We start from the raw sequence: 17491 nt of genomic DNA, 5'->3' as shown, positions 1-17491 counted from the left end.
TTTGGCGGTGGCGGTTTTCTGTCAGGTCCGGTAGTCCGCGTTGATGCGAACATAGTCGTAGGAGAGATCACTCGTATAGACAACCGCCTCCCCTTCTCCGGCACGAAGGTCAATGATAACGGCAATTTCCTTCTTTTTCAACACGTCGCTCCCGCGAGCCTCCGCGTCCCCGCCGGCAAAGACGCCCCTGGAGACCATCTGGACGTCGTCGAAGAAGAGGTCGACCTTCGACTGGTCCATCTCGATCCCGGAGTAGCCGAGGGCGCAGAAGATCCTCCCCCAGTTGGCGTCCTGGCCGAAAAAGGCGGTCTTTACCAGGAGGGAGTTGGCGATGGCAAGAGCCCCCTGCTTCGCCTCGGCGTTAGTGACTGCGCCGCGCACCCTGATCTCCACGAACTTCGTGGCCCCCTCTCCGTCCTTTACGATGAGCTTGGCAAGGGAAAGGAGGACGTCGTGCAAGAGCGCGGTGAATTCCTTCGCCTCAGGTGTTCCCGGCACGATGGTGGGGTTGCCGGCGGCGCCGTTTGCCATGATGAGGGCGGTGTCGTTCGTGGAGGTGTCGCCGTCGACCGTGATGGCGTTGAAGGAGCCGTCCACCGCCTCCTTGAACGCTTCCTTCAAAAAAGCCGCATCGACGGCGGCATCGGTGACGAGAAAGGAGAGCATCGTCGCCATGTTCGGCTGGATCATCCCGGCGCCCTTGGCGATTCCGGCTATCCGGTAGCTTGCCCCCCCGGCACTCCCCTCCCGCACCTCCATCTTTGCGAAGGTGTCGGTGGTCATGATGGCGCTGGAGACGTCCTCGAGCGTCCCGGAGGGAAGGTTTGCCACCAGCGGCTCGATGCCGTCGCGCAGGCGCTGCACCGGGAGGCGCTGGCCGATGACCCCGGTGGAGCAGATGAGGAGGTCGTCTTCGGCGATGCCGAGAGTCCCGGAGGCGAGCCTGCCGTACTCAAGGGCGTCGGCCATCCCCTCCTCGCCGGTGCAGGCGTTGGCGTTCCCGCTATTGACTATGAGGGCGCGGCAGACGCCGTTTTTGGCGCGCTCCATGGAGATGAGAACCGGCGCGGCCTTCACCTTGTTGGTGGTGAAGACGGCGGCGACATTGGCAGGTGACTGGGAAAAGATGAGAGCCAGGTCGAGCCGCCCCGGCTTTTTGATGGCAGCCTCAACGGCTGAGAACTGGAAACCTTTGACGTTCATATTCCCCCCTGGTGAGAATAAAGGGTTTTTGGAAATTGCCGGTAGATGCCGCAGGACGTCCCCTCCCCCCTTGCGGGGGAGGGACAGGGTGGGGGGGAAGGTGCCTCCGTTACAGCAGATGGCAGCTTCACCCACCCCCTGTCCCCCTCCCGTCAAGGGAGGGGGAACCGCAGGCACTTTTTCCCCGAGTTCCAAGTACCACGCATTACAGGACTACTTGCCGCAGCACTTCTTGTACTTCTGGCCGCTGCCGCAGGGGCACGGAGCGTTGCGGCCGATCGCCTTCTTCACCTTCACCGGCTTTTGTGCGTGCTCTTCTTCCGCAAGGTTGAAGACAAGACGCTGCTGCTGGCGCTGCTGCTCCAGCTCCTGCTCACGCTCCAGCCGCTCCATATCGTCCTCGTGAGCCACCTGCACCCAGAAGATCTTCTCCACCACCTCTTCCCGGACCCTCGCCATCATGTCCATGAAGAGCTGGTACGCTTCCCTCTTGTATTCCTGCTTCGGATCCTTCTGGCCGTAGCCGCGCAGGCCGATCCCTTCCTTCAGGTGGTCGATGGAGAGGAGGTGGTCTTTCCACTGCGCGTCGATGACCTGCAGCATGATCACCTTGTGCAGGTGGTCCATGAGCTCCTCGCCGAGCTGGTCCAGCTTCTCGGTGAAGCGCTGACGGGCGGCGTTTCGCAGCATATCCTCCAGCGCGGGGGGGGTGAGACGGTCCAGCATCTCGGCGGAGATGTCGATGTGGTAGGCAAACGCCTTGTACACCGCCTCCCCTATCCCCTGCCAGTCCCACTCGCGGGCCGGCACCTTGTCGATGGCAAAGGCGCCGACGAGGTCGGTGATCAGGTCGTCGACCATCCCGAGGAAGCTCTCGCGCAGCCCTTCGCCGGAGAGGATCTCCCTTCTCTGGCTGTAGACGACCTCGCGCTGCTTGTTCATGACGTCGTCATACTCGATGAGGTGCTTGCGGATCTCGAAGTTGTGAGCCTCGACCTTCTTCTGGGCGTTCTCGATGGCGCGGGTGATGAGGCCGTGGGTGATCGCCTCCCCTTCCTCGATCCCGAGCTTGTCCATGATCGCCGACACACGCTCCGACCCGAAGATGCGCAGCAGGTCATCCTGCAGCGAGAGGTAGAAACGGGAGGAACCGGGGTCCCCCTGACGGCCGGAACGGCCGCGCAGCTGGTTGTCGATGCGGCGCGACTCGTGGCGCTCGGTGCCGAGGATGTGCAGGCCGCCCAGGGTCACCACCTCATCGTGCTCCGCGGAGCACACCGGCTTGTACTTTTGCACCAGCACCTGGAACTGCTTCGTGAGCTCCTTCAGGACCGCTCCCTCCACATCGTCGTCATCCGGGTCATCGTCCGCAAAGAGCGGGAGAACGACCGGGGCGAGCTGCGGGTACTCCTCCTGCAGGGCGGCCTTCTTCTCCTCGGCGGTCTTGTCGTAAAGCGACTCGTAGAACTCCATGAAGTCGTGGGTCTTCGTCTCGGGGCTCCCCTTGAACTCCTGGCGAGCGAGCCCGTCCGGGTTCCCCCCCAGGAGGATGTCGGTACCGCGCCCCGCCATGTTGGTGGCGATGGTGACCATCCCCTTGCGCCCTGCCTGGGCGACGATCTCCGCCTCCTTCTCGTGCTGCTTCGCGTTGAGGACGAAGTGCGGAATCGCCTGCTGCTTCAGGAGCTCGGAGAGCTGCTCGGACTTCTCGATGGAAATGGTGCCGACGAGAACCGGCTGCCCCTTGGCGTGCAGCTCCTTGATCTCCTCGATCGCCGCGTTGAACTTCTCCCGCTCCGTCTTGTACACGACGTCCGGGAAGTCCGGGCGCAGCAGCGGGCGGTTGGTGGGGATGACCACGACGTCGAGGGTGTAGATCTTGTGGAACTCCTCCGCCTCGGTATCGGCGGTACCGGTCATGCCGGAGAGTTTGTCGTACATCCTGAAGTAGTTCTGGAAGGTAATCGTCGCGAGGGTCTGGTTCTCGTTCTCGATCTTCGCCCCTTCCTTCGCCTCGATCGCCTGGTGCAGGCCGTCGGACCAGCGGCGCCCCGGCATGAGGCGGCCCGTGAACTCGTCGACGATGATGACCTCGCCGTCGCGCACGACGTAGTCCACGTCCCTCTTGAAGAGAGCGTGGGCGCGCAGGGCCTGCTGGGTGTGGTGCAGGATCTCCATGTTGCGCGGATCGTAGAGGTTGTCGACCTTCAGGAGCTTCTCCACCTTCAGGACCCCCTCCTCGGTGAGGGTCGCGGACTTCGCCTTCTCGTCGACGGTGAAGTCGCCGGTGTAGTTCTTTCTCTTCCCGGAGAGGGTATTTGCCTCCACCTCGATCACCTCGCCCTTCTTCAGGAGGGGGATGATGCGGTCGATGATGTAGTATTTGTCGGTGGAGTCTTCGGTCGGACCGGAAATGATGAGGGGGGTACGCGCCTCGTCGATGAGGATGGAGTCGACCTCGTCGACGACGGCGAAGTTGAAGCCGCGCTGCACGTACTCCCCGAGGTCGAACTTCATATTGTCGCGCAGGTAGTCGAAGCCGAACTCGTTGTTGGTACCGTAGGTGATATCGGAGGCATACGCTTCCCGCCTTTCATCGTCGTCCAGGCCGTGCACGATGACACCGACCTCGAGACCGAGAAACTTGTGAATGCGCCCCATCCACTCGCTGTCGCGCTTGGCGAGGTAGTCGTTGACGGTAACGACGTGGACCCCTTTGCCGCTGAGGGCGTTCAGATAGGAGGGGAGCGTCGCCACGAGGGTCTTCCCCTCCCCTGTTTTCATCTCGGCGATCTTGCCGGCGTGGAGAACCATGCCGCCGATGAGCTGCACATCGAAGTGGCGCATGCCGAGGACCCTTTTGCCGGCCTCGCGGCAGACGGCGAAAGCCTCGGGGAGCATGCTGTCCAGGGTTTCCCCTTTGGCGTAGCGCTCCTTGAACTCAAAGGTCTTGCCACGCAGCGCATCATCGGAGAGCTTGGAGACTTCGGCTTCGAGGCTGTTGATCCGTTCCACAACAGGCCACATGCGCTTCAGCTCCCGCTCGTTTTTGCTCCCCACGAACTTCTTGATAAGTGCAGCAAACATCTATAAATCTCCTTGAGTTACGAAAAAAAAGGGATCAAAAAACAGTGTAAGATACCATAACAGTGAGAACCGCTCAATAGAAAAGGCGGCAGCGGCGTAATATCTTTAATGAAACAAGGGGTTTCACCTCCATTCTATCCCATTCCCCCTCGCAAGTGGTACATCGTCCCCCTCCCCTGCGCTGCCGAGGTTGTGCATCCCCTTCTTGCAATAACGGGAACGCCTTCCTATAATGGCAGCCGCAAAGGAGAAGTGTGTGCCCCCTACCATAGAATTCGACGAAACCCTCCTCGACACCCATCTGGTAGTCGATGTGCGGACCCCGCTGGAGTACGCAGAAGATCACCTCCCCGGTGCCATCAACGTCCCCCTTCTGAGCAACGAGGAAAGGGTGGAGATCGGCACCCTTTACAAGCAGACTGGGCCGCACGCCGCGCGGATCCGGGGGCTCGAGCTCACCGCCCACCGTTTCCCGCAGATCGTCGGCGAGATCGCCTCGCAGGGAGCAGGAAGACCGATCCTCGTCTACTGCTGGCGGGGGGGGCTGCGCAGCAAGACGGTGGCCTCCATACTGCAGCTCACCGGCCACAACGCGCGACAGCTCATCGGCGGGTACAAGGCGTTCAGAAACCGCGTAGCGGAACTCTTCGAGCCGTTCAACCCGCCGATGCCGCTAGTGGTGCTGCACGGGATGACCGGCACGGGAAAGACGACCTTCCTCCTGCAGCTCAAGGAGAAGGGATTCTCCGTCATCGACCTCGAAGGGCTCGCCTGCCATCGCGGCTCCGCCTTCGGGCAGCTGGGACTTGTCCAGGACCTCACCCAGAAGCGCTTCGAGACCCTCCTGTGGGACGCGCTCCGAAAGGCGCCGAAGGGAGAGCCCCTCATCGTGGAGGGGGAAAGCCAGCGCATCGGCAGGGTATCACTGCCGGGGAATTTCTACGAAACGATGCAGCAGGGGATCAAGGTCTGGTGCCACGCATCCTCCGAGACGAGGGTGGCCCGGCTCATGGAGGAATACGGGCTGCCGGAGTACCGCCAGGAGATGGCGGACGCGCTGGAGCGGATCAGGAAGAAGCTCGGCGGGGTGCACTACGAGGAACTCGCGGGGAATCTGGAGCGCTGGGAGATGGCGCCTTTCATGAAGGGGCTGATCGACAACTACTACGACAAGGTCTATTACAAGACGAGAACCTGGACAGAAGACCACCGTCTCTCTCTGGAGGACTACGATCTGGCGGCGGTGGAACTGAACGATTTTCTGCGAAAGGCGATCCCGGCGTAACCATCGGAAGGCTCACCCCTTCTTCGTCACCCGATACTTTTTCACCAGCTCGTACGGATGGTAGGAGAGCTTCGCGCTTCGCAGGCTCTCCTGCCCCAGGTCCTGCTCCCGGTTCACATAACGCATCCCCGTGAAGAGCAGCCGCGCGAACTCACGGTTCACCAGCTGATAGACCCCCTCCATGAAGACGTCCCCCTTCTCGAAGTGGCAGACGGCCGTCTCCGCATTAAGCGCCTCCCCGAGAGCAAACCCCTTCACCCGCCCTTCCACCAGCACGACAATCCCCGAGAGGCCGAGTTCTTCCGACATCTTCAACGCCTCCGCAGTCCCCTCCGCCTCGCCAATCATCGAATCGGAAAGTTCCGTGCGCACCCGCAGCCATTCTTCGAGAAGCTCCAGGCAAAGATCCCGGTGTCTCGGCTCGTAGATTTCCGTGGTGTAGCGGTTGCGGGCTGCAAAGTAGTTAACCCTGTTTTTCTTCTTGTGATACCTCTGCCCCGGAAGGGTCGCCAGCTCCTCCCTCAGGTGGAGATAGTCGAAGCTGTCGCGGTCCTCCGCGATTACCACATCCTTTCCCTGTAAAAAGCGCTCCACGAAAGGATCCCCGGCGCCGTAGAGCGTCATCCCCTCGGAAAGAAGGCGGTCAAGGGCATCCTCCACGGTCCCCAGCGGCGGCAGGAAGTACTCCGTGCCGTCATACCCCCGGCCAAGGATGACGATGGCGTCGCCGAGGGCAGTGATCTTGTAGGCATGGACGGTGCGGAAGAGATAGAGATTGGCGAAGGTGAATTCGGAGATGCGCGGCTGCATCTCCCGGAAGATCCGGTCCAGAAGGGGCTTGTCTTCAAGGTCGAGCGGTCTCGATACGGGATATCGCGGTATCTCCATTACCTCTCCACAGCAGGCGCCTGCGGGCGCGCCTCAAGCTACCTCGCTTTAACAGTCGGGATCGGTCTCAAGCGGCGAACCGAAACCTCCCGACGACAGTAGCAGATTTGGGGGGAAAGTAAAATTTCTCCCGGATTGCACGGGAGTGCCGACACGGCGTGAGGAGGGTGAGGCGGGAGGGGAGCAGCGGGTCAAGCCGAACGCCGCGTTTAGTGGCGACAGTCGCTACCGTACGAGGTAGACAGAGCACTTGGCGCCCTTTACGACCTTGTGGGAAACGCTTCCAATCACCTTGCGCTTCAGGAACCCTTTCCCGGTGCTGCCGATGATGATGACGTCGATCTCTTCCTGCTGCGCGAGACGGAGAATTTCTTCGGCAGGGTCCCCGTGCGCCACCGCCGTTTCGAGGTCGACCCCTTCGTCGGAGGCCTGCTTCAAGATGACGTTGAAGATCCGCTCCTTCGGATCATGCCACTCGTCGGTCTCGGCCTCAGGGTCGGCAGGTTCCAGGTCGGCAGGACTCTCGCTATCTTCCTCCGGGATCACCAGGAGCGCAAAGACCTTGCTTTTGAACCTGCTCGGTGTCCCGGCAGCCATACGGATCGCCTCCTCCCCGGCCTTATCGGAAAGAGGAGAACCATCCATGGCGACGAGAATCTTCTTACGCAGGCAAATCATTTACTCCTCCAGCGGTCGGGTCGGGTAAGACAGGGAAAGATCCCGGTGAAGGAACTATAAATCATGAAGCGGTTTTATCAAAACAGTTTTTTACCATATCGCCAAAAACCTCTTAAAACCACCCACCGCGCCAATCAAGGATTCACGAGCACCAAACTCGCTCAAACAGTTAGCTAAAGCATGATTTCCGGGGACGGCATCAGCCCATCTACCGTCTCCCATAAAACAAGGTCAGAAAGAAATGTATACCTCTTAAGGAACAAAAAAAGGTTCTTCCGGAAGTTCCGGCGAACCAGGCTTTGTGCCCCCTCGAAGGAGCAGGCGAAGCTACTACGCCCCCTCTTGGCGAAGGTCTTCCGAAGAAAGTGGGGAACCAGCGACAGTGTGCCCACAAGGGAAAAGCGAGCCCCTACGTCCCCCCCTTTGCGAAGGTGTCTTCCGGGAATTCTGGGGAACGCGCTACAAAGAAACCGGGTGCCCCCACGCTGGAGCGTAGGCATCTTGCCTGCGATGGCGGCGCAGCCGCCACAGACCGCGCGGCTGGCGCCGCGGTACAGGCTGGTAAGCCTGTGCTCCAGCGCGGCGCCACTAGTGTCCCCTCACGTCAACGGAAGCAGCCGGGCTGAATTCCCGGAATTCCCGGATGAACCTTTGCGAAGGGGGGACAGGGGGATTTCGCCTTTGTTGCCTCTGCGCCCCGGCCACTACCCCCCCGACGAACGCGCCAACACCCCTATCATGTCTTTATGTATCCTGCCGTTGGAAGCAACGACCCGATGGTCGTAAATGGAATACGCCTCTCCCGCATAATTGGTGACGACCCCGCCTGCCTCGGCGACGAGAAGGACTCCCGCCGCGACGTCCCACGGTTTCAGCTTGCACTCCCAAAAGCCGTCCAGCCTGCCGGCGGCCACATACGCCAGGTCGAGTGCCGCCGCCCCCGCCCGCCGCACGCCCCGCGTCTCCATGTGAAAGGCGCAGAAGTGGTTGAAGTTGTTCTCGTTGTCCCAGGTCCGGTCGTAGGGGAAGCCGGTGGCGAGCAGGCACCCCTTCAGCGGCTCGTGCTGCGAGACCTGCATCTTTTTGCCGTTCAGGTACGCCCCCTTCCCCCTGATGGCGGTGAAAAGCTCGTCCATCATGACGTGGTAGATCACCCCGAGGACGGGTGAGCCTTCCACCTCAAGCGCTATGGAGACGCAGAACCAGGGGAACCCGTGCGCATAGTTGGTGGTGCCGTCGACAGGGTCGATGACCCACCTGTGGCTCGTGCTCCCGTCCTGGTACTGGTTCTCTTCGGCAAGGAAGCCGAAATCGGGGGTAGCCTCCCTCAGCCTCGCCACCACCATCTCCTCGCAGCGACGGTCCACCTCGGTGACGAGGTCAACCTCCCCCTTGTGAGAGATGGAGAAATCGCTCCAGAGTAGCTCCTTCTGGAGCTTCCCCGCTTCCCGGGCGGCACCGACCGCCGCCTCCAGATACCGTTGCAGATTACCTTCAGAAAACATCAACTACCTCTCTATGGTCCCGGATCGAGGATTTCGCGCAGATTTTCCAGCAGGGTGAAGTGCATCTCCTCTTCCGCTGCTATCCCCCGGAAAAGCTCTTTCTGCCACCCGCTGCTCTCCTCTGCCAGCCGGGCGTACCTTTCGGCGCTGGCGGCCTCCATGTCCATGGCGCGGTAGAAGACCTCCAGCTCTTCATGATCGCCGGAGGCCGCGTCCACAAACGACAGCCGCCGGAGGATGAAGCGGGCTTTTTCCAGGGTGGCGGAAGGATGAAGGGTCGCCTGCGCCCCCTGCTCCAGATCGGATATGGCCAGCCGGTGCCGCTCCTCATCTTCCGCCAGCATGGCGAAGAGCTGGCCGCTGGTTTCCGGCAGACCGGCGGTGGCGTTTTGGTAGTACCGCTTCACTTCCTCTTTCCTGCGGAGTGCTCCCTCCATTGCGCTCATAAGCCCTCCCCTGATCGATTCCAACGGGGAAAAGGTACCAGAAAAAAGCGGAATATCAAAAAAAGCTCACGTCAAAATTTCCCGACCCCTCGCCGCCTGACCTTGCACAGCCGGGCTACCGCAAACGCCGGGATCGCTATGGCAATGCTGAAGAGCGCCCCCATCTTCGCCCCTTCCTGCAGGAGCGGATCTGCGAAGGCCTCCCCCGCGATGAAGAGGGAAACGGTGAACCCTATGCCTGCTATCAGCGCCACGAGGACCAGGTCGAGCCTCCCCATGCCGCGCGGCCGCGTCCAGCCAAGACGCCCGGCGACGAGGCTCGCGGTGACAATGCCGCCCGTCTTACCGACCAGGAGGCCAAGAAAGACAAGCCATGTCACTACGGAGACCCCCGAGAAAAGGACTCCGGCATTAACGAGCCCGAAGAGGAACATCCCGAAGTCCACGGGAAGGCGCCAGTGCCGCACGAACCGCGCCAGCGGCGAGTCCTCCCGCTCGTCCTCCTCGAAAAGATGCGCCCGTTCCCGCGTCGCGTGGGGAAGGAAGGGGACGACGCAGGCAAGGGCGAGAGCCGGGTGGAGATTGCCGAGGTATAGCCCGGTCCAGCATGCACAGCCGCCGACGACCAGGTACGGCATGTACCACTGGACGCGCGCCCGGCGCACGAGCCAGGCGAAGATCATCCCGCAGGGGATGAGAAGGAGCCACACCGGCTCCGGCGGCTGATGCGGATTGGGGTAGAAAAGGGCGATGATGATAAGCCCGATGGCGTCGTCGGCGATCGCCAGCAGGAGGAGGAAGGCCACCGCCGGGTGATGGCGCCCGAATATCGCGCGCGCCACGAGCCACGCGAGGGCGATGTCGGTGGCGGTCGGAATGCCCCACCCTTTCACCAGCAGCGGCGAACCGAATACGGCGTTCAGCGCAAGGTACACGACGGCGGGGCCGATCACCCCTCCCGCGGTCGCGGCCAAGGCGTTCAGCGCCTTCCTCGGAGGATTGAGGTCCCCCCCCGGCAGGCAACTCTCCGTGATTTCCGCCGCAGCGATACCGAAGAAGAGGACCATAAAGAGGTCGTTGGTAAGAAAGTGCAGGTCGAAGCGGAGAAAACGCGGGGCATGCACGAAATGGTGGTAAGACTCGGGGTAAAGGTTCGCCCAGAAAAGGGCGAGCGCCACCCCTGAAAGGAGGGGGATGGAAAACTCGCGCAGAAGATTCAGATGCTTGCCCACTCGCATGGTAGCCTCAGGTCGTTGTAGGTCGGTGGGTTCGCGTCAGAGCCATCGGAGAAGTGCCACTCGCAAGTAAGGCACGGACGGGTCGCAAGGGGAAGGATTCTAGATGAGAGGGGACAAAGGTGTCAAGCGGCTTTGGACGCCTCATTTTTCATGCTGTTCGAAGGCTTTCCACAAAAAGGCGGGGAGGGGCAACAATTGCCCCTCCCCGCCCTATTCCATTTTTGTGCAACCCTCTAGTTGTAGGCGGTCTCGGAGTGCTGCGTCTGGTCGAGGCCGATGATCTCGTCTTCCTTCTCGACCCTGAGCCCCATGATCTTGTCGAGAGCGAAGCAGATCGCCAGGGTGACGATGACTGCGTAGGCCCCTGCTGCGGCAACCGCAATCAGCTGGGTGACGAACTGCCCCATGTTGCCGGAGAGGAGCCCGGTAGCGCCGACGGTGGCGAAGACGCCGGTCAGGATGGCGCCGGTGGTGCCACCTACGCCGTGGACGCCGAAGGCATCGAGGGAGTCGTCGTATTTCAGCTTCGCTTTCAGCATCACGCCGCCGTAGCAGACCACGCCGCCGATGAGCCCCATGAGGATCGCGGCACCCGGCTGTACGAAACCGGCTGCAGGTGTGATGATAACGAGGCCCGCCACGACGCCGGAGCCAAAGCCGAGGGCGGAAGGCTTCCCTGCGTGGATCCACTCGGCGAACATCCAGGAGAGGCCGGCAGCAGCCGGTGCAATCGTCGTGGTGGTGAGGGCGAGGCCGGCGAGCCCCCCTGCCGCATCAGCGCAGTTCACCCCGACGATGGCCGAACCTGCGTTGAAGCCGAACCAGCCGAACCAGAGGATGCCGACGCCGGCGAGTGTCAGCGGCAGGCTGTGCGGAGCCATCCGCTCCGTGGGGAAGCCGCGGCGCTTGCCGAGGAAGAGGAGGAACGCAAGGGCGGAGATACCGGAGGAGAGGTGAACGACGGTACCGCCTGCGAAGTCGAGCGCCCCCTTCTTGAAGAGCCAGCCGTCCACCATCCAGACCCAGTGAGCGAGCGGATCGTACACCAGGGTCGTCCACAGGAGAACGAAGACGCAGTAGGCGGAGAACTTCACACGCTCGGCGAGGGCGCCGGAGATCAGCGCCACCGTGATCATGGCGAACATGCACTGGTACATGGCGAAGACGTATTCGGGGATGGAGCCGGTTTCTGTGGGGACATTCTGGAAGAGGGTGAAGACAGGGTTGCCGTCCTTGAAGGTGATCAGGCCGTGCAGGAGGACCTTGCTCAAGTCACCGATGAGGCCGTGCCCTGCATCGGCGCCGAAGGCGAGGGAGTAGCCGAGCACCGCCCACTGCACCCCGACGATCCCCATCGCCACGAAGGAGTGCATCATGGTGGAGAGGACGTTTTTGGAGCGGACCATGCCGCCGTAGAAGAGCGCGAGGCCGGGAATCATGAAGAGGACGAGCGCGGTGGAGATGAGCATCCATGCGGTGTCGCCGGTATTGAGCACCGGGTCCACGTTTTTCGGCTTCTCGGCCGGAGCGGCGGCTGCAGCCGGTGCAGCGGCAGCCGGGGCAGCGGTGGCCGCCGGGGCGGTCGCGGCGGGGGCGGTAGCAGTTGCGGCCGGCGCGCCCTGCTCTTCGGCAAGGACGGCTACAGGAGCCGCGAGGAGACTCGCGGCGAGGACGAGCTTGGCAAGGGAAAGTCCGACGGTACGGAAGGAGGAAGATGCGCTGCGCCCGGACGCAGCTGTCTTAGCCAATTTAGAGACACTTCTTCGTATCATTTTCATTCTCCACTTTTTAGATTTGGTCGATTAGATGGCTTCTTCGCCTTTTTCACCGGTTCTGATCCGTACGGCTTCCTCAAGTGAGAAGATGAAGATCTTTCCATCCCCGATCCTCCCCGTCTTTGCCGTCTGCTCGATCGCCTCTACAACCTTCGGCACCAGCTCGTCGCTCACAGCGATCTCCAGCTTTACCTTCGGAATAAAGTCGACGACGTATTCCGCTCCCCGGTAAAGCTCCGTGTGCCCTTTCTGCCGACCGAAACCTTTGACTTCGGTTACGGTGATCCCCTCGATCCCTATGGCATTCAGGGAGTCCTTCACCTCATCAAGCTTGAACGGCTTGATAATCGCCTCTATAAGCTTCATTGCTTACCCCTCCTCCTGTTTTTTGTTGTGAAACGAAGATCTTGCACACCATATTGCAGCATTGATACCAACCCTGAAAAAGCAGCAAATGCCTGCAGTTACATCACTGAGAGCACCACCCGCTGCCGCCTGTTTAGGCAAGGCGCACAAAATGGAGGCACCGGAAACGAGGTCAGCGGGATTTTCAGCCACAGAATTTGCGGATGGAGGAGAAGAGAGACGGCAGGAGTACCTGTCAGGGACACAGGAAGATCAAAGGGAGGGCCCCCCTCCTCTGGAGGGGGGAATGAAGTCCTTCCGGATAGGGAGGTCAGGCGACGCTGGTGCAGATCTCCTGCAGGTCGTTGCCGCAGTGGTCCTGGTAGTTCGCCAGCATGGGGGGGATGTCACCGGGGGGGACCGGCCGGCTGAAGAGGTATCCCTGGTAGACGTCGCAGCGGTTGATGCGCAAAAACTCGAGCTGCGCCTCCGTCTCCACCCCCTCGGCGATGACCTGGAGCTTCATGGTGTGGGCCATTTCGATGGTGGCGCGGGTGATCGCCGCGTCGTCGGGATCGGTGATGATGTCCTTTATGAAGGTGCGGTCTATCTTCAGGACGTCCAGGGGGAAGCGCTTCAGATAGGAAAGAGAGGAGAAGCCGGTGCCGAAGTCGTCGATGGCGAGGCGCACCCCGCGCTCCTTCAGGGCAAGGAGGGTGGCGATCGTCTTCTCGGTGTGCGCCATCAGCACCCCCTCGGTGAGCTCAAGCTCCAGGAGGGTCGGCTCCATTCCGGTGGTCTGGATGACGCGCAAGACGGTGTCCAGGAGGTCGTTCTTCGCAAAATGCTGCCCGGAGATATTCACCGCCAGCGTCACAGGGGGGAGTCCCGCGTCCATCCAGCTCTTGTGCTGGCGGCAGGCGCGCTCCATGACCCATTCGTCGAGCGGCACGACCAGCCCCGTTTCCTCTGCAAGAGGCAGGAAGCGGCCGGGCTCCACCATGCCGCGCTCCTTGCTCTGCCAGCGTACCAGCGCCTCCAGACCGACGACGCGTCCGGTGACGCTTGAGACCTGGGGCTGATAGTAGACGGTGAATTCCTCTTCCTTCAGGGCGCGGTGCAGCTGGCTCTCCAGGATGATCCTCTCCAGCGCCTTCGCGTTCATCGACTCGTCGTAGATCTGGTAGCCGTTTCTCCCCTGCTCTTTCGCCTGGTACATCGCCCCGTCGGCGTTCCTGATCAGGTCTCCCGCGTTGCAGGCGTCGAAGGGGTAGAGACTTATTCCTATGCTGGTGGAGATGAAGATTTCCTGCCCGTCGAGAAGGAAGGGCATGGCCACCGCCTCCAGGATGCGCCGGGCCACCTTCGCCACATCCTGAAAGTGATTGATGTCGGAGAGAAGGATGGTGAATTCGTCGCCGCCGAGGCGGGACACCAGGGAGGGGGGGCCTCCCGACTGGGCCCGGTCCTCCTCGTTCACGGCGAGGATGTCGCTCTTGCGCACGCACCGCAGGAGGCGGTCGGCGACGTCCTGCAGGAGCTTGTCCCCCACGCCGTGGCCGAGCGTGTCATTCACCCGCTTGAAGCGGTCCAGGTCCAGGAAGAGTACGGCGAGCATCTTGTCGTGCCTGTTCGCATGGTGCAGTGCCTGCTCCAGCTGCTGCAGGAAGAAGCGCCGGTTCGGCAGCCCGGTAAGGGCATCGTAGTAGGCGAGCTGCCGGATCTGCTCCTCGGCACGCTTGCGCTCCGTTATGTCCTGCACCGTCCCTGTCAGAAGGACCGGCACGGAGTGCTCGTCGAGGACCGGCACGAGCTCCGCGTGCAGCGTGCGCTCCACCGAGCCGGCCAGGAGCACGCGAAAGTCGAAGCTCGTGGGGGCCTTCCTCTCCAGCGTCTGGTTGATGGAGCTCTCCACAAACTCGCGGTCGAGCTTGTGCACCGACTCCAGAATGGGGTTCCTGCTCCGCTCGTCTCCGGCACAGCAGATGTTGTACACCTCGTCGGAGCAGCGGATCTCTCCGCTGGCGAGGTCCCATTCCCAGCTCCCTATGTGGGCCAGGCTCTGGGCGTGGGCGAGCCCTGCCCTGCTCTCCCGCAACTCCTCCATGGCCTTCGAGGAGCGCAGCATGTAGCTTACCCGGTAGCTCAGGATGAACCAGTTAATCGGCTTGGTAATGAAATCGGTGGCGCCGACCTGGTAGGCGCGGTTGATCGATTCGAGATCGTCCAGCCCGGTCATCATGAGAATGGGGGTGTCGCAGCCGCTGCGGGAGCGGCGGATCGCACCGCAGACGCCGAAACCGTCCACGCCGCCGGGCATCATGACGTCGAGGAGAACGATGTCGGGCCTCACCTCCTCGAAGGCGTTCAGCCCATCCTTGCCGCTTTGCATCTCCACCACGGCGTACCCCGAGTGCTCCAGCGTTTCTCGCGCCAGGAGGCGTACCGCGGCATCGTCGTCGACGACCATGACCAGGGGGGTGCTCCTCTTCACCTTCCGCGTCAGCATAAGCTCCCTCCCGAAAGGGCATCCCGCACTGCGAGATACTCCTCTTCCACCCTCATGAGCAGAGGCAAGGCCCCCTGGGTCGAGCCGGCACGCCCGAGGGCCTCAAGGTCGCTGCAGGCGCCAGCAAGGCGGACCGCACCGAGGTTGGCGCTGCTCGACTTGAAGCTGTGTGCCGCGGCCTTCAGTTTTTCCGCGTCCCCTCCCGATTGCGCTTCACGCAGCGTCTCCAGCAAGGTAGGGGTACTGTCGAGGTAGAGTTGCACCACCTTCCTGAGGATCTCCATACCACGCTTTCCGGGGAGCGTCTTGATAATCTCCAGTGCGGGAGCCGAGGAAGGTATGGACGGGTCCACGTGCTCCCGGGCGGCGATCGGAATGGTGGAGTGCGGATCCAGACCCGCGGTCGCGGCGGGGGGTGGTGCGGCCGGAGCTCCAGCTCCGATCGTCCCTGCCCCGGCATCGTTCCGAGAGGTGGGAGCTTTGAGCCCTGCCTCGTGTGCCGGAGGGCGCTCCCCCCCTGCGGTATGCTCGCCGTTCAGGTATTTGGCCAGGAGACGGGAGAGCTCCGATCTGGAGAACGGCTTGGTGAGATAGTCGTCGGCACCGGCGGCGAGGCAGCGCTCCTTGTCACCCTGCATGGCGTAGGCGGTAAGGGAGATGATGGTGGTGCGACGCCCCTTCTCCCAGCTGCGGATCGTGCGCGTCGCCTCCAGCCCGTCCATCTCCGGCATCTGGCAGTCCATGAAGACGAGATCGTACTCCTTCTGCTGCACCGCCTCTATCGCCTTGATCCCGTTTTCAGCGATCTCAACCCGGCACCCGAGGCTCTCCAGCATCCCCCGCCCGACCTCCTGGTTCACCTCGTTGTCCTCCACGACGAGGACAAGGGGTGAGGAGAGGGAAGCACTCATCTTCCCCTCCCCCCCCCATCCGGCGGGAAGCTCCATACCGAGCGCGCACACGAGCGCCTCGTACAGCGCCCCCTGCTGCACCGGCTTCTGAAGGGAGGAGACGATGCCGGCGCCATTGAGGATCTCGGCGTCCGGGGCGCCCCCGGCGGGGGTGAGAAGAACGAGCCGCACCCAGCGGCCGGCTGGGTGGTTGCTGATGGCGCGGGCAAGGGTGATGCCGCCCCCCTCCGGCCCCTCCTCGTCCAGGATGGCCAGGTCGTACGGCGCGCTGCCGATCATGCGCAGCGCCTGGGAAGAAGACTTGGCAGCGTCCGCCTCCATCCCCCACACGGCCGCCTGCCGCAGGAGGACTTCGCGCTGGCTCCCGTCCCCGCCGACTATCAGAAGCCGCTTCCCCACGAGGGAGGACTCGGCGTCCAGTGACGCGGGGTGGCACTCCGAGACCGGCTCCAGGTGAGCGGTGAAGAAGAAGGTCGATCCCTGCCCCGGCTCGCTCTCCACGCCGATCTCACCCCCCATGAGCTCCGTCAGCTGGCGTGCGATGGCAAGACCGAGGCCGGTCCCCCCGTAGCGGCGGGTCATGGACTGGTCGGCCTGTGAGAAGTGGTCGAAGATCGATGCCTGTACCTCGCGCTCGATGCCGATCCCGGAGTCGCGCACCTGGAAGAGGACGAGTCCCGCCTCCGGCGCAGGAGCAACCAGAACATCCACCTTCCCCTGGTGGGTGAACTTCACCGCGTTTGCAACCAGGTTCACCAGGACCTGCCTGAGCCGCCCGGCATCGCCGCAGAAAGAGCGCGGGAGCGCAGGGTCCAGGTGGTAGGAGAGAACCAGCCCCTTCTTCTGGGCGTCCTCGCAAAAGAGCTGCACCGCGTCTGCGACCGTCTCCCCGAGGTCGAAGGGGATGATCTCCAGCTCCATCTTTCCGGCTTCTATTTTCGATATATCGAGGATGTTATTGATGATGGTGAGGAGGGCCTCTCCGGAGCGGCGCACCGTTTCCACGAAACGGGACTGCTCGGCGGAGAGCTCGGTATTCATGAGAAGCTCGGTCATCCCCAGCACCGCGTACATCGGCGTGCGGATCTCGTGGCTCATCTGGGCGAGGAAGTCGGACTTGGTGCGGCTGAGGGCCTGCGCCTGCTGCATCGCCGTCCGCACCTCCTCGAGGCTCTCGGCAAGCTGGCGGTTCACCGCGGAGAGCTCCTCCGTCCTTTCCGCCACGGTCCCTTCGAGCTCCTCGCTGCGCTGCGCCATGGCGGCCTGACCGTCGGCGAGCCCGGTGATGATCCCTTCCAGGCGAGTCAGGAGCAGGGTGAGCTCATCATAGCCGCGGGGGGCCTCCGCGCTCCCTCCCCCCTTCCCTCCGGCCACTATCTCCATACGCTGCACGAGCGCCCTGACCGGGTCGAGGAGCCGTCTCTGCAGCTTCGCGGAGATGAACCTGAGCAGGAAGGCGACGCCGAGCAACTCGGCAAGTAGCACAAGGAGCATTGAGGATCGAGTTATCACACACCCCCCCTGCAGCAAGCCAAGCGTTAGAAAAATGAACAAAGTGCCCGAAAGTAGGAAAAAAAAGGGGAGCTTTCCAGGGGTCCCGGGCGCACGATTAGAACTTTAC

General features: G+C 62.3%; 12 protein-coding genes. 1 reads left to right on the top strand and 11 read right to left on the bottom strand.

Features of this window, described 5'->3' with window-relative positions:
• Positions 1-21: 21 nt before the first annotated feature.
• Positions 22-1203, bottom strand: coding sequence for a bifunctional glutamate N-acetyltransferase/amino-acid acetyltransferase ArgJ (gene argJ / locus LPW11_RS17265; RefSeq protein ID WP_230995116.1), 1182 nt, complete (start codon positions 1201-1203; stop codon positions 22-24).
• A gap of 213 nt (positions 1204-1416) precedes the next feature.
• Positions 1417-4290 (bottom strand): preprotein translocase subunit SecA, encoded by a 2874-nt coding sequence (gene secA, locus LPW11_RS17260; RefSeq protein ID WP_230995115.1) that lies wholly within the window; start codon positions 4288-4290, stop codon positions 1417-1419.
• Positions 4291-4546: 256 nt separating this feature from the next.
• Between secA and mnmH the strand changes: the two genes are divergently transcribed.
• Complete coding sequence (gene mnmH, locus LPW11_RS17255) at positions 4547-5575, top strand: tRNA 2-selenouridine(34) synthase MnmH (protein WP_230995114.1); 1029 nt, start codon at positions 4547-4549, stop codon at positions 5573-5575.
• Positions 5576-5587: 12 nt separating this feature from the next.
• On the opposite strand, the gene LPW11_RS17250 is transcribed toward mnmH, so the two are convergent.
• The 9 genes from LPW11_RS17250 to LPW11_RS17210 all read right to left on the bottom strand — a co-directional run bounded on the left by LPW11_RS17250 (position 5588) and on the right by LPW11_RS17210 (position 17382).
• Positions 5588-6463, bottom strand: a complete 876-nt coding sequence (locus LPW11_RS17250; protein ID WP_230995113.1) for a DUF2156 domain-containing protein — start codon at positions 6461-6463, stop codon at positions 5588-5590.
• A 225-nt stretch (positions 6464-6688) separates the two neighbouring features.
• Positions 6689-7141, bottom strand: a complete 453-nt coding sequence (locus tag LPW11_RS17245) for a universal stress protein (protein WP_230995112.1) — start codon at positions 7139-7141, stop codon at positions 6689-6691.
• A gap of 704 nt (positions 7142-7845) precedes the next feature.
• Positions 7846-8646: an inositol monophosphatase family protein gene (locus tag LPW11_RS17240; RefSeq protein WP_230995111.1), complete on the bottom strand. Its 801-nt coding sequence runs from the start codon at positions 8644-8646 to the stop codon at positions 7846-7848.
• Between the two features lie 11 nt (positions 8647-8657).
• Entirely contained in the window at positions 8658-9092 is a 435-nt protein-coding gene (locus LPW11_RS17235; protein WP_230995110.1) for a ferritin family protein, read from the bottom strand.
• A gap of 71 nt (positions 9093-9163) precedes the next feature.
• Entirely contained in the window at positions 9164-10324 is a 1161-nt protein-coding gene (locus tag LPW11_RS17230) for a Na+/H+ antiporter NhaA (RefSeq protein ID WP_230998313.1), read from the bottom strand.
• Between the two features lie 239 nt (positions 10325-10563).
• Positions 10564-12102: an ammonium transporter gene (locus tag LPW11_RS17225; protein WP_331001574.1), complete on the bottom strand. Its 1539-nt coding sequence runs from the start codon at positions 12100-12102 to the stop codon at positions 10564-10566.
• Between the two features lie 30 nt (positions 12103-12132).
• On the bottom strand, positions 12133-12471 hold the full coding sequence (locus tag LPW11_RS17220; RefSeq protein ID WP_230995109.1) for a P-II family nitrogen regulator: 339 nt from the start codon (positions 12469-12471) through the stop codon (positions 12133-12135).
• A gap of 310 nt (positions 12472-12781) precedes the next feature.
• Positions 12782-14959 carry a two-component system response regulator gene (locus tag LPW11_RS17215; protein WP_230995108.1) on the bottom strand — a complete coding sequence of 726 codons (2178 nt, stop codon included), beginning with the start codon at positions 14957-14959 and terminating at the stop codon, positions 12782-12784.
• Complete coding sequence (locus LPW11_RS17210) at positions 14953-17382, bottom strand: hybrid sensor histidine kinase/response regulator (RefSeq protein WP_230995107.1); 2430 nt, start codon at positions 17380-17382, stop codon at positions 14953-14955. The genes LPW11_RS17215 and LPW11_RS17210 overlap by 7 nt, the downstream gene beginning before the upstream one ends.
• Positions 17383-17491: the final 109 nt, after the last annotated feature.

The sequence above is a fragment of the Geomonas sp. RF6 genome (assembly GCF_021044625.1).
GTDB lineage: Bacteria > Desulfobacterota > Desulfuromonadia > Geobacterales > Geobacteraceae > RF6.
This window is presented reverse-complemented; position numbering and strand designations above follow the sequence as displayed.